11 protein-coding genes are annotated in these 13,678 nt (G+C 65.2%); 6 read left to right on the top strand and 5 right to left on the bottom strand.

Going from position 1 to position 13,678, the window contains the following annotated elements:
- Positions 1–56: 56 nt before the first annotated feature.
- The 6 genes from CAG41_RS05715 to CAG41_RS05690 all read left to right on the top strand — a co-directional run bounded on the left by CAG41_RS05715 (position 57) and on the right by CAG41_RS05690 (position 7,519).
- A complete protein-coding gene (locus tag CAG41_RS05715) occupies positions 57–2,180 on the top strand; it encodes a TonB-dependent siderophore receptor (protein WP_085706773.1) in 2,124 nt (707 codons plus the stop codon).
- A gap of 1 nt (position 2,181) precedes the next feature.
- Complete coding sequence (locus CAG41_RS05710) at positions 2,182–3,117, top strand: ABC transporter substrate-binding protein (protein ID WP_085578170.1); 936 nt, start codon at positions 2,182–2,184, stop codon at positions 3,115–3,117.
- Positions 3,114–5,018, top strand: a complete 1,905-nt coding sequence (locus CAG41_RS05705) for an ATP-binding protein (RefSeq protein WP_085629651.1) — start codon at positions 3,114–3,116, stop codon at positions 5,016–5,018. Before CAG41_RS05710 ends, CAG41_RS05705 begins: the two co-directional genes overlap by 4 nt.
- A gap of 247 nt (positions 5,019–5,265) precedes the next feature.
- Positions 5,266–5,781, top strand: a complete 516-nt coding sequence (gene fabA / locus CAG41_RS05700; RefSeq protein WP_085578172.1) for a 3-hydroxyacyl-[acyl-carrier-protein] dehydratase FabA — start codon at positions 5,266–5,268, stop codon at positions 5,779–5,781.
- Between the two features lie 11 nt (positions 5,782–5,792).
- Positions 5,793–7,013 (top strand): beta-ketoacyl-ACP synthase I, encoded by a 1,221-nt coding sequence (gene fabB, locus CAG41_RS05695; RefSeq protein ID WP_085578173.1) that lies wholly within the window; start codon positions 5,793–5,795, stop codon positions 7,011–7,013.
- A gap of 323 nt (positions 7,014–7,336) precedes the next feature.
- Entirely contained in the window at positions 7,337–7,519 is a 183-nt protein-coding gene (locus CAG41_RS05690) for a hypothetical protein (protein ID WP_085578174.1), read from the top strand.
- Positions 7,520–7,592: 73 nt separating this feature from the next.
- Here the strand turns inward: CAG41_RS05690 and CAG41_RS05685 are convergent, their stop codons facing one another.
- From CAG41_RS05685 to cysM, 5 genes are all read right to left on the bottom strand, one after another.
- Positions 7,593–8,135: a DUF2058 domain-containing protein gene (locus tag CAG41_RS05685; protein WP_085578175.1), complete on the bottom strand. Its 543-nt coding sequence runs from the start codon at positions 8,133–8,135 to the stop codon at positions 7,593–7,595.
- A gap of 26 nt (positions 8,136–8,161) precedes the next feature.
- A complete protein-coding gene (mazG, locus tag CAG41_RS05680) occupies positions 8,162–8,998 on the bottom strand; it encodes a nucleoside triphosphate pyrophosphohydrolase (protein WP_085629649.1) in 837 nt (278 codons plus the stop codon).
- Positions 8,999–9,055: 57 nt separating this feature from the next.
- A complete protein-coding gene (gene relA / locus CAG41_RS05675; RefSeq protein WP_085706772.1) occupies positions 9,056–11,299 on the bottom strand; it encodes a GTP diphosphokinase in 2,244 nt (747 codons plus the stop codon).
- A 124-nt stretch (positions 11,300–11,423) separates the two neighbouring features.
- A complete protein-coding gene (gene rlmD, locus CAG41_RS05670; protein WP_085706771.1) occupies positions 11,424–12,776 on the bottom strand; it encodes a 23S rRNA (uracil(1939)-C(5))-methyltransferase RlmD in 1,353 nt (450 codons plus the stop codon).
- Positions 12,776–13,678 carry a cysteine synthase CysM gene (gene cysM / locus CAG41_RS05665; protein WP_170929933.1) on the bottom strand — a complete coding sequence of 301 codons (903 nt, stop codon included), beginning with the start codon at positions 13,676–13,678 and terminating at the stop codon, positions 12,776–12,778. Before cysM ends, rlmD begins: the two co-directional genes overlap by 1 nt.

The raw sequence follows: 13,678 nt of genomic DNA, 5'->3' as shown, positions 1-13,678 counted from the left end.
AAAGTCACTGCGCTCGGTTAACATGCGCGCCACTTATTCGCTATCAAGGCTGTCTCGTGTCTTTTGGCCCATCTTCCACACGTTCCTCCCTGCTGCTGGCGCTGCTGTTCAGCCCGGCCGTGCTGGCGGACGACCTCTTTCTGGACAGCGAGGCCCTGCCGCAGATCCTGACCGCCACCCGCCTGAAACAGTCGCCGGCCGAAGTGCCCGGCAGCATGACCGTGCTCGACAGCGAACTGATCAACGCCAGCGGCGCCCGGGACATCAGCGAACTGCTGCGCCTGGTGCCGGGCATGATGGTCGGCGACATCAGCGGCAACCAGGCCGCCGTCAACTACCACGGCACCAACGCCACCCAGGCACGGCGCATGCAGGTGCTGATCGACGGCCGTTCGGTGTACCGCGCCGGCCTGGCCACGGTGGACTGGAGCGACATCCCGGTGGCCATGGAAGACGTGGAGCGCATCGAGGTGTTCCGCGGCCCCAACACCGTCAGCTACGGCGCCAATGCGCTGATGGCGGTGGTCAACATCATCACGCGCAACCCGGCGGACAGCCACGGCACGCGCGTCAAGATCAGCCGCGGCCAGCGCGGCATCAACGACTACTACGCCAGCCAAGGCACCGGCTGGAACGGCGGCAACCTGCGCCTGTCGCTGTCCGGCCAGCAGGACGACGGCTTCGATGAAGACCGCACCGGCGCCGACTACCGCGACAGCCGACGCCTGGACCGCTTCAGCCTGGCGGTCAGCCACACGCTCAGCGACGATCAGAGCCTGGATTGGCAGATCAACGCGAAGGACGGCACCAACCAGCGCCCCTACACCTACCGGCCGGTGTTCTACGGCATCACCGCGGCCGGCAACAATTCCGACGTGATCGCCAAGGACTACGCCGGCTCGGTGCGCTGGAACCTCGACGTCAATCCCGACCACAGCCTGTATGTGCAGGGTTCGGCGCAGCACTGGGACCGGCAGCAGACCTGGCGCGCCTGCGACGCCGAAGTGTCGTTCAGTCCGCAACTGACCGAGCTGTGGAAACTCAACCCCAACTACACCGAACTGCTGGCGCGCAACATGAACCGCTTCACCGGCCCCGGCGCACCGCCCGGCACGCCGGCCGAGATGGCGCTGGCCAACCAGGTGCTGGACCAGTGGCGCAACGGCGCCAGCCGCACCGTGTGCGGCGACATCGACCAGAGCATCCGCGAGTCGCGCTATGACCTAGAACTGCAGGACACCCTCAGCCTGTCCGACAGCCTGCGCCTGGTCAGCGGCATGAACTACCGTTACGACCGGGCCGAGTCCGAAACCTATTTCAACGGCACGCTGGACGACACCACCTGGCGCACGTTCGGCCAGTTGGAGTGGCGCGCCAGCGAACATTGGCTGCTGCAGGGCGGTGCGATGTTCGAAGACACCCGGCTGGTGGGCAGTTCGCTGACGCCCAGGTTCGCGGTCAATTACCTGATCAATCCGCGCCACGGCCTGCGCGCGGTGTATTCGGAGGCGATCCGTTCGCCGGGCATGTTCGAGAACAACGTCAACTGGAGCTATCAGGTCTCGGGGCTGCGGCCCTACGCCTACGGTCAGTCCTCGGCCCGCTACTTCGTCAAGACCCGCGGCCCCGGCGACCTCGACCAGGAACGCATGCGTTCGCGGGAACTGGGCTACAACGGCTTTTTCGCCGACCTGGGCCTGGCCCTGGACGTGAAACTGTTCTACGACGAAATCACCGGCATGATCAGCGAGCCGCTGCGCAACAATCAGTTCATCGCCAGCAACGCCAACAGCGCCCGCTTCCGCGGCACCGAAACCCAGGCGGACTGGCGCCTGAGCGCCGCCGACCGGTTGCGCCTGACCTATGCCTTCGTCGACGCGCAGGCCAGCAACCCCCAGGACCAACAGTTCACCGCGCGCAACAGCGGTTCCGCCGGCTGGCTGCGCGACTGGGGCCGGGGCTGGAGCAGCGCCCTCTTCTACTACGGCGACAACGCGCTCAACGGTTACCGCTTCGAGCGGGTGAACACGCGCATCGCCAAACGCATCCCCCTGGGCAAGGCCCAGCTGCAATTGGCCGGCGTGGTGCAGCAGCGTCTGGACCATGAGCCGACCACGTTCGTCGACAACAACTACGACGACCGCCGCGTGATGTACCTCAGCGCGGAGCTGGAGTTTTAAGATGCGTCTGCCCCTGTCACGGAAGATGCCGGGCGTCGGCCACTGGCTGGCCGGGCTCTGCCTGTTCCTGACAGCGTGGCTGCACGGCGTGGCCGTGCAGGCGGCGGACATCCTGTTGACTGGCGCCGAGGAAAGCCCGGGGGTGCAGTCCTTCGTCCAGGCCCTGAGCGAGCTGCGCCCCACCGACCGCGTACGCTTCCAGCCGTTGGCCAGCCTGCCGGCCCCGGGCAAGCTGCCGGCCAGCCTGCGCCTGATCCTGCTGGATCTGCCGAGCCTGGACTGGCGCCTGCAAGAGACCCCGGGGCCGGCCACCCTGGTGCTGCGCATCAGCCGCCTGCAAGCGCAGCAACGCTTCGGCAACGCCCAGCCGCCGTCGCACCTGAGCCTGCTGTGGAGCGACCCGATGCCCGGCCGCCAACTGCAGCTGATCCGCCGGCTCCTGCCCCAGGCCCGCCGGGTCGGCGTGCTGTTCGACCGGCACAGCGAGTTTCTTTTGCAGGAGCTGCACCTGGCGGCCCGGTCGCTGGATCTGGAAATCGTCGGCGAGCGCTGGGACAACACCCGCGACAGCCGCCCGTTGCAGGCCCTGCTGAAAAACAGCGACGTGCTGCTGGGGCTCGACGACCCTGACCTGTACAACCCCAAGACCGCGAAAAACCTGCTGCTCAGCAGTTATTCCCGACAACTGGCGCTGATCGGCCCCAACGTCGCGTTCGTGCGCGCCGGCAGCCTGGCCAGCAGCTACAGCGACCAGAGCGACTGGCTGGCCATTCTCGACGCCTTGCTCGACCGTCCGCCGGCCAACTGGCCGCGCACGCTCTACCCCGATCGTTTCAAGGTCTCAAGCAATGCCCAGGTGGCTCGTTCCTTAGGTATCGAACTGCCCGATGAAGTGTCTGTGGCCAAGGATTTGGCCGAAGGAGAGCGCCGCCCATGATTTTCCGCCGCCGCTGGGACATCAACACCCGCACCCAACTGATCAGCCTGGGCCCTGCGCTGTTGCTGACTTTGCTCCTGATCACCTTCTTCACCTTCGTGCGCATCCAGGATCTGCGCCAGGAGCTCACCCGCACCGGCCAACTGATCGCCAACCAACTGGCGCCGGCCACCGAATACGGGGTGATCTCCGGCAACAACGAAGTGCTGGAGAGCCTGCTCAAAGCCACCCTGGCTACGCCCAACGTACGTTTCCTGGAGGTGCAGGACAGCGGCAACCGAGTGCTGGCCTACGTCGAGCAAGCGGCGAACGCCCACAACCGCCCGCATCAGGTCGAGGTGTTCCAGGCGCCGGTCAGGCTGCAGCGGATCGCCCTGCACAACGACTTTTTCCAGGACAGCCGTCCGGCCAGGAACGGCACCGGCGAGGATTACCTGGGCCGGGTGATCGTCGGCCTGTCCAGCGACGCCTTCAGCCAGCGCCAGCAGGAAATCCTGCTCAAGGCCGGCATCCTCGCGCTGTTCGCCCTGCTGTTCACCTTCGTCCTGGCACGGCGGCTGGCCGGCAGCCTGTCCCAGCCGATCCGCGACATCGGCCATGCGGTGCGGGCCATCCAGGACGGCGACTTCAAGACGCCGCTGCCGATCGTCGACGACACCGAACTGGGCGCCCTGTCGCAGCACATCAACAACCTGGCCCAGGCCCTGGAACAGGCCAGCCGCGAACAGCAGCAGGCCATGGCGCAACTGATCCAGACCCGCGAAGAGGCGGAAAAGGCCAACAACGCCAAATCGGACTTCCTGGCGATGATGAGCCATGAACTGCGCACGCCCATGAACGGCGTCCTCGGCATGCTGCAGTTGCTTGAGACCACCGAGATGACCGAAGAGCAGATCGAGTACGCCGCCCTGGCGTCCGAGTCCACCGAGCACTTGCTCAAGGTCATCAACGACATCCTGGACTTCTCGCGCATCGAGCGTTCGGAGCTGGAACTGGAGCACATCCCCTTCAACCTGGCCGACCTGATCGCCGCCTGCGCCCAGTCGTTCCAGCACAGCGCCCTGCAGCGCGGCTTGAGCCTGCAGTTGCGGATCCCGGACGACATGCGCGATCTGCAGGTGCAAGGCGATCCGACGCGGATCCGGCAGATTCTGGTCAACCTGGTGGGCAACGCGCTGAAGTTCACCGAACAGGGCCAGGTCGGCATCGAAGCGCAGTGGCAGTCGCTGGACCACGAACTGCTCTGGTTCACCTGCTCGGTGCGCGACAGCGGCATCGGCATCTCTGCGCAAAGCCTGGAACTGATGTTCAACGCGTTCCAGCAGGCCGACAGTTCGATCTCCCGACGCTACGGCGGGACGGGGCTGGGCCTGCCGATCGCCCGCACCCTCGCCGAACGGATGGGCGGCACCCTGCGGGCGCAGAGCGAAGAAGGCCGCGGTTCGGTGTTTACCCTGGAAATCCCCTTGGCTATATATAAGCAGGCGTTGCCGACACTGGCGGCGCCACGCCTCTTGGCCGGCGACGGCCACGGCGAAGGGCGCAAGGTGCTGCTGGTGGAGGACAACCCGGTCAACCAGACCGTGATCGAAGCGATGCTGCGCAGCCTGGGCTTTGCCGTCAGCATCGCCACCGACGGCGCGCAAGCGGTGCGCTGCGCCGACGGGCAGCGATTCGAAGCTATCCTGATGGACTGCCGGCTGCCGGTCATCGACGGCTACGAGGCGACGCGCCAGATCCGCCGCCTGCCCGCCTGCAACGATGTGCCGATCATCGCGCTGACCGCCAACGCCTTGCAGGGCGACCGGGAAAACTGCCTGTCGGCGGGGATGAACGACTATCTGGCCAAGCCGTTCAAACGCAACGATTTGCAGCAGATCATGCAGCGCTGGGTGCAGTAAGGGACAGCCTTTCAAGCATCTGCGACTGGCGTGGAAAGCGAAAGTGCGGCAGTCTTAGGCTCCCGAACGGGCCTCAAAAGGGGCTTGAATAAAAATTTCAGTGCACAAGTGTACATTCATGTCCTTGGTGCTGTGACTTTCACTACAACGCAATAGTCTATGAGTAGGCTGCCGGATCGAGGCATGAACGCTTCGGTCGGCCGGGAAGAACGCCCCACCTGCCGCATGGGACTATTGAGGAGCTCGCATGACCAAACAAAACGCCTTTACCCGGGAAGACCTGCTGCGCTGCAGTCGCGGTGAGCTGTTCGGCCCAGGTAACGCGCAACTGCCCGCCCCGAACATGCTGATGGTGGATCGCATCACCCACATCTGCGAAGAAGGCGGCAAGTACGGCAAAGGTGAATTGGTCGCCGAGCTGGACATCACCCCGGACCTGTGGTTCTTCGCCTGCCATTTCGAAGGCGATCCGGTGATGCCGGGCTGCCTGGGCCTGGACGCCATGTGGCAACTGGTCGGCTTCTTCCTGGGCTGGCAAGGCCTGCCGGGCCGCGGCCGTGCGCTGGGTTCGGGCGAAGTGAAGTTCTTCGGCCAGGTGCTGCCGACCGCCAGCAAAGTCACCTACAACATTCATATCAAGCGCGTCCTCAAGGGCAAGCTGAACATGGCCATCGCCGATGGTTCGGTCAGCGTCGACGGTCGCGAAATCTACACCGCCGAAGGCCTACGGGTCGGCGTGTTCACCTCCACTGACAACTTCTAAGGGTTATCCGCATGCGCCGCGTCGTTATCACTGGTCTGGGCATCGTTTCTTGCCTGGGCAATGACAAAGAGACCGTCTCCGCCAACCTGCGTGCAAGCCGCCCTGGCATCCGGTTCAACCCGGAATACGCCGAAATGGGTCTGCGTAGCCAGGTTTCCGGCTCCATCGACCTCAACCTCGAAGAACTGATCGACCGCAAGGTCTACCGTTTCGTCGGTCACGCAGCCGCCTACGCCTACCTGGCGATGGCTGACGCGATCAAGGACTCCGGCCTGACCGAAGAGCAGGTGTCCAACCCGCGCACCGGCCTGATCGCCGGCTCCGGCGGCGCCTCCACCCTGAACCAGATGGAAGCGCTGGACATCCTGCGCGAGAAAGGCGTCAAGCGCGTCGGCCCGTACCGCGTGACCCGCACCATGAGCAGCACCGTGTCGGCCTGCCTGGCCACACCGTTCAAGATCAAGGGCCTGAACTACTCCATCGCCTCCGCCTGCGCCACCAGCGCCCACTGCATCGGCACCGCGATGGAACAGATCCAGATGGGCAAGCAGGACATCGTCTTCGCCGGCGGCGGCGAAGAAGAGCACTGGAGCCAGTCGTTCCTGTTCGACGCCATGGGCGCCCTGTCCAGCAAGCGCAACGACACCCCGGAAAAGGCCTCCCGCGCCTACGACGCCGACCGTGACGGTTTCGTCATCGCCGGCGGCGGCGGCATGGTGGTGGTCGAGGAGCTGGAGCACGCTCTGGCCCGCGGCGCGAAGATCTACGCGGAAATCGTCGGCTACGGCGCGACCTCCGACGGCTACGACATGGTCGCCCCGAGCGGCGAAGGCGCGATCCGCTGCATGCAGCAGGCGCTGTCCACCGTCGACACCCCGATCGACTACCTGAACACCCACGGCACCTCAACCCCGGTCGGCGACGTCGCGGAAATGAAAGGCGTGCGCGAAGTCTTCGGTGACAAGGCGCCGGCCATCAGCTCCACCAAGAGCCTGTCGGGTCACTCCCTGGGCGCCGCCGGCGTTCACGAAGCGATCTACTGCATGCTGATGATGGAAGGCAACTTCATCGCCGGCTCCGCCAACATCGACGAGCTGGATCCGGAAGTGGCCGACCTGCCGGTGCTGACCCAGACCCGCGAGAACGCCAAGATCGACACCGTGATGAGCAACAGCTTCGGCTTCGGCGGCACCAACGCCACCCTGGTGCTGAAGCGCTGGACCGGCAAGTGATTTCACGCTGCTGAGCCGCACATGAAAAACGCCCCGACCGGTTCGGGGCGTTTTTTTTTCGCCTGGAGAAACCTCGCCGCCGGACGCCCGCCAAGGCACAACGGCTTGCGCAAAGGGGTGCGCAACGCCCCGCCAACATGAAACATCTGTCATGCAACTTCCCGCCCTGCGACTGAATGTCGCGTATCACGCGGGCTCCAGCACTGTTGCGAAATCCGCAAGGATACATTGCAGAAATCGAACGTTTACTTAGCAAGCTAACAAACTCTATAAAAGAGTCCTGCACATGCCTTGCTGCAGATAACAGAGATTGGAGCTAGCAGATGACTGTAAAAGTGACTGAACGCGACGATTCACACATGTCCCATGAAGGCGTGGCCGCCGGCGTACGGATCTGGGACGTGCATCAACAGGACTTGCTGGTGGGGATGTTCCACAACGAGGCCGACGCCCACAGCTACAAGGCCGAGCTGGAGCTGCTGGAGCGCCAGCGCGAACAGGGCTGAGCGGCAAGCGACACAGCATCCATAACGACGAACCCCGCCATGAGCGGGGTTCGTCGTTATGCGTGTCGGACGCTTACCACATCAGATCGTCAGGGATCTGATAGGCCGCGTACGGATCGTCCTCGTCCGTGACCTCTTCGGTCTTCTCGTTCATCTGCACGATGCGCTGCGGATCGCGCTCCTGGATCTTCAGGGCGGCCTCGCGCGGGATCACTTCGTAGCCGCCGGCGTGGTGCACGATCGCCAGCGAACCGCTGCTGAGCTTGTTGCGCATCAGCGTGTTGACCGAAAGGCGCTTGACCTTCTTGTCATCGACGAAGTTGTAGTAGTCCTCGGTGTTCAGCTTCGGCAGGCGCGACACCTCGATCAATTGCTTGATCTGCGCGGCGCGGGCCTTGGCCTCGGCCTTTTCCTGCTGCTGGCGGTTCAGCTCCTGGTCGCGCTTGACCTTCTCGGCCTGGGCCTCCTGGGCCGCGCGCTGCTGCGAGTCGTCCAGCTCGATTTGCCCCTTGTGGGCCAGGCGTTGCTGCTTTTGCTTGTCCTTGCTGACTTGCTTGACCTGCTTTTGGTTGACCAGCCCTGCCTTGAGCAACTGGTCGCGAAGGGAAATACTCATGGTGCTTACTCACTTGGGCAAATTGCTCAGCCGCAGCCGGGCGCATTCTTTTCCTGTCGTTTGGCTTCGCCCCACAAGGCGTCCAACTCTTCGAGGGTGCAATCTTCCATGGGACGACGGGTGTCGCGCAATGCCTGTTCGATAAAACGGAAACGCCGCTCGAACTTGCCGTTGGCGCCGCGCAGCGCGGTTTCCGGATCGACCTTCAGGTGCCGGGCCAGGTTGACCACCGAAAACAGCAGATCGCCGATCTCGTCGGCCACCGCCGCCGGGTCGTTTTCCGACATGGCCTCAAGCACCTCGTCGAGCTCCTCGCGTACCTTGTCCAGCACCGGCAAAGCGTCCGGCCAGTCGAAACCGACCTGCCCGGCGCGCTTCTGCAGCTTGGCCGAGCGCGACAAGGCCGGCAGCGCGGCGGGCACGTCGTCGAGCAGCGACAGTTGCTGCGGCTCGGCGGATTTCTCGGCGCGCTCTTCGGCCTTGATCTCTTCCCAACGCTCCTTGACCTGCTCTTCGTTCAGCCGCGGCACGTCCAGCGGCGCATACAGGTCGCCGGTGGGAAACACGTGCGGGTGACGGCGCACCAGCTTGCGGGTGATGCTGTCCACCACGCCGGCGAACTCGAACCGACCCTCCTCCCGGGCCAACTGGCTGTAATACACCACCTGGAACAGCAGATCGCCCAACTCGCCCTGCAAGTGATCGAAATCGCCGCGCTCGATGGCGTCGGCGACCTCGTAGGCCTCTTCCAGGGTGTGCGGGACGATGGTGGAGTAGGTCTGCTTGATGTCCCACGGGCAGCCGTACTGCGGATCCCGCAGACGGTTCATCAGGTGCAGCAGGTCTTCCAGGCTGTACGTCATGTCTGTCTCACCACAAAACCCTGCGCAAGCGGACAAGCCCGCTTGCGCCGTTGCTCCTCAAGGCGTGCGGTTGCGCCGCGTCTCGATGATGTTCGGCAACTGGGAAATCCGCCCCAGCAACCGCCCCAGCGCGTCCAGCCCCGGGATCTCGATGGTCAGGGACATCAGCGCGGTGTTGTCCTCCTTGTTCGAGCGGGTGTTGACCGCCAGCACGTTGATGCGCTCGTTGAGCAGCACTTGCGAGACGTCACGCAGCAGCCCGGAACGGTCGTAGGCGCGGATGACGATGTCCACCGGGTAGGTGAGCACCGGCACCGGGCCCCAGCTGACCTGGATGATGCGCTCCGGCTCGCGGCCGGCCAGTTGCAGCACCGAGGCGCAGTCCTGGCGGTGGATGCTCACGCCGCGGCCCTGGGTGATGTAGCCGACGATCGCGTCGCCCGGCAACGGCTGGCAGCAGCCGGCCATCTGCGTCATCAGGTTGCCGACGCCCTGGATCTGGATGTCGCCGCGCTTGCCCGGCTTGTAGCCGGCGGCCTTGCGCGGGATCAGCTCCAGCTGCTCGTTGCCGCGCTCCGGCTCGACCAGCTGCTGCGCCAGGTTGACCAGCTGCGCCAGGCGCAGGTCGCCGGCACCGAGGGCGGCGAACAGGTCTTCGGCGGTCTTCATGTTGGCCTTGTCGGCCAGCTTGTCGAAGTCCACCGCCGGCAGGCCGAGGCGGTTGAGCTCGCGCTCGAGCAGGGTCTTGCCCGCCGCGACGTTCTGGTCCCGGGCCTGCAGCTTGAACCAGTGGACGATCTTGGCCCGCGCCCGGGACGTGGTGACGTACCCCAGGTTCGGGTTCAGCCAGTCGCGGCTCGGGGTGCCGTGCTTGCTGGTGATGATCTCGACCTGCTCGCCGGTCTGCAGGCTGTAGTTGAGCGGCACGATCCGCCCGTTGATCTTGGCGCCGCGGCAGTTGTGGCCGATCTCGGTGTGCACGCGGTAGGCGAAGTCCAGCGGCGTCGCGCCCTTGGGCAGGTCGATGGCATGGCCGTCCGGGGTGAAGATGTAGACCCGGTCCGGCTCGATGTCGACCCGCAGCTGTTCGGCCAGTCCGCCGATGTCGCCCAGCTCTTCATGCCACTCGAGCACCTGACGCAGCCAGGAGATCTTCTCTTCGTAGTGGTTGGAGCCGGACTTGACGTCGGTGCCCTTGTAGCGCCAGTGCGCGCAGACGCCGAGTTCGGCCTCCTCGTGCATGGCGTGGGTACGGATCTGCACCTCCAGCACCTTGCCTTCCGGGCCGATCACGGCGGTGTGCAGCGAGCGGTAGCCGTTCTCCTTCGGGTTGGCGATGTAGTCGTCGAACTCTTTGGGGATGTGCCGCCACAGGGTGTGGACGATGCCGAGCGCGGTGTAGCAGTCGCGCATCTCCGGCACCAGCACGCGCACGGCGCGCACGTCGTAGATCTGGCTGAACTCCAGGCCCTTGCGCTGCATCTTTCGCCAGATCGAATAGATGTGCTTGGCCCGGCCGCTGATGTCGGCCTCGACGCCGGTGGCCTGCAGTTCGTTCTTGAGCTGGGTCATCACGTCGCTGATGAAGCGTTCGCGGTCGAGCCGCCGCTCGTGCAGCAGCTTGGCGATCTGCTTGTACTGGTCAGGCTCCAGGTAGCGGAAGGACAGGTCCTCCAGCTCCCACTTGATGTGGCCGATGCCGAGCCTGTGCGCCAGCGGCGCATAGATGTCGAACACCTCCCGGGCGACCCGGTTGCGCTTCTCGTCGTCGGCGGTCTTCACCGCCCGGATCGCGCAGGTGCGCTCGGCCAGCTTGATCAGCGCGACGCGCACGTCGTCGACCATGGCCACCAGCATCTTGCGCAGGTTCTCGACCTGGCCCTGGGTGCCCAGCACCATGGACTGACGGGGGCTGAGGCTGGCGCTGATCGCCGCCATGCGCTGCACGCCGTCGATCAGCTTGGCGACCACCGGGCCGAACCGCTGGCTGACCGCCGCGAGCTCGATCTGGCCTTCGCGCACGCCGCGGTACAGCACGGCGGCCACCAGGGAATCCTGGTCGAGCTTGAGGTCGGCCAGGATCTCGGCGATCTCAAGACCGGTGCTGAAGCTGCCGCTGCCCTCGGCCCACAGATTGTTCGCCGCTTTGGATTGCTGCTCGGCCTGACGGGCGTATTCGCAGGCCTCCTTCAAGGCTTCGCGATCCAGCGCCAGATCGACGCTGACCGCATGATCGAGCCAAGCCTCGAGATTGATACTGCCGTCGGTGTTGATCGGCTGGTGTGCTCTCACCTGTACCATCTTGCTTTACCTTCCCTACGACGCAGATTCAATGCGTCAAATCGCTGACCTTCATTGCCCGTTCGCGCTCGCGGGGCTGGGACGAGCGCTGTCCGGGCGGACCAGACGGATCAGACGGGCCATCCTAGCCCGCTTCAAATAACGCCATGGCCTCGACATGCGCCGTCTGAGGAAACATATCGAGAATCCCGGCACGTTTTAACCGGTAGCCCTGCTTGATCAATTCGACCGTGTCGCGCGCCAGAGTTGCAGGGTTGCACGACACGTACACCAGCCGTTGGGCACCCAGGGTCGCCAGCTTGCGCACCACCTCGAAAGCACCGTCACGGGGTGGGTCCAAGAGTACCGCAGAAAAGCCGTTTCCGATCCATTCGGCATCGGTCAAAGGCTGGGATAAATCGGCCTGAAAAAACTTTGTGTTATGCAAATTGTTGCTGGCGGCGTTCTCCGCCGCACGGTCGACCATCGTCTGCACGCCTTCGACCGCCACCACCTCACGCACGGCCTTGGCCAACGGCAAGGCGAAGTTGCCCAGGCCGCAGAACAGGTCGAGCACACGCTCATCGCCCGTGGGCTTGAGCCACTCCAACGCCTGGGCGACCATCGCCTCGTTGACGCCGGCGTTGACCTGGATGAAGTCGCCCGGACGCCAGGCCAGCTCCAGCCCCCACGTCTCCAGGCGGTAGCCCAGCGACTGCCTAGGGTCCGCCGGCTGCGGCTCGCCTTCGCCGTGCAGCCACAGCTGCGCCCCGTGGAACGCGCAGAAATCCTTGAGGATCGTCAGGTCCGCATCCGACAGCGGCGCCGTGTGCCGCAGCAGCACCGCCAGCGACGAGCCGCTGAACAGTTCCACATGCCCCAGCGCCTGAGGCTTGCCCAAGCGGCGGAGCATGTCCGGCAGCCGGCTCATGATCGGCTGCAAGGGCTGTACCAGCACCGGGCACTCGTCGATCGCGACAATGTCCTGGCTGCCGGCGGCGCGAAAGCCCACGTCCAGCCGCTTCGCCTTGGCGTCCCAGCGCACCGCCACCCGGGCGCGGCGCCGGTAGCCGAATTCGGGGCCGGTCAACGGCGCGGCCCATTCTTGCGGTTCGACGCCGGCGACCCGCGACAGCTGCTCGGCCAGCATGCGCTGTTTCAGGGCAAGCTGTTCAGCGTGGGGCAGGTGCTGCACGCTGCAGCCGCCGCAGCGGCCCGCGTGCGGGCAAAGGGCCGGACGGCGCAGTTCGCTGGCCTTGAGCACGCGCTCGGCGCGGGCCTCGACCACTTTGCCGTGGGCGCCGAGCACCCGCGCCTCGACCTCCTCGCCTGCGAGGGCGCCGAGGACGAACCAGGTGCGGCCTTCGAAGAACGCGATGCCGCGACCGTCATTGGCCAGGCGCTCGATGCTCAGGCGCTGCTTCTTGCCGGTCGGGAGTTGCGGGGCCTTGCTGCCGCCGGTGGGCTGGAAGCGCAGGCCTCTTGCTTGCTTGGCCATCAGTTGGGCGCGTCGAACAGGCCGGTCGACAGGTAGCGGTCGCCGCGGTCGCAGATGATCGCGACGATCACCGCGTTCTCGACTTCCTTGGACAAGCGCAGCATCGCCGCCACCGCACCGCCCGAGGACACGCCGCAGAAGATGCCTTCTTCGCGGGCCAGGCGACGGGTGACATCTTCGGCTTCGCTCTGCGCCATGTCGACGATGCGGTCGACGCGGTCGGCCTGGTAGATCTTCGGCAGGTATTCCTGCGGCCAGCGGCGGATGCCGGGAATGGCCGAGCCTTCCATCGGTTGCAGGCCGATGATCTGCACGTTGTCGTTCTGTTCCTTGAGGTAGCGCGACACGCCCATGATGGTGCCGGTGGTGCCCATGGAACTGACGAAATGGGTGATGGTGCCCTGGGTCTGGCGCCAGATCTCCGGGCCGGTGGTGGCGTAGTGGGCTTCGGGGTTGTCGCCGTTGGCGAACTGGTCGAGCACCTTGCCGCGGCCTTCGGCCTCCATCCGCTGGGCCAGGTCGCGGGCGCCTTCCATGCCCTCTTCCTGGGTGACCAGGATCAGCTCGGCGCCGTAGGCGGTCATCGCCGCCTTGCGCTCGGCGGTGGAGTTGTCCGGCATGATCAGGATCATCTTGTAGCCCTTGATCGCAGCGGCCATCGCCAGGGCGATCCCGGTGTTGCCCGAGGTCGCCTCGATGAGCGTGTCGCCGGGACGGATCTGCCCGCGCAGCTCGGCGCGGGTGATCATCGACAACGCCGGACGATCCTTGACCGAACCCGCCGGGTTGTTGCCTTCCAGCTTGAGCAAGAGGGTGTTGCTGGTGGCGCCGGGCAGGCGCTGCAAACGCACCAGCGGCGTGTTGCCGACGCAATCGGCGATGGTTGGGTACTGCAAGGTCAT

The sequence above is a fragment of the Pseudomonas sp. B35(2017) genome, from assembly GCF_002113645.1.
Classification (GTDB): Bacteria; Pseudomonadota; Gammaproteobacteria; order Pseudomonadales; family Pseudomonadaceae; genus Aquipseudomonas; species Aquipseudomonas ekonensis.
Note: the sequence above shows the minus strand (reverse complement) of the source record. Positions and strands in the feature narration are given on the sequence as shown.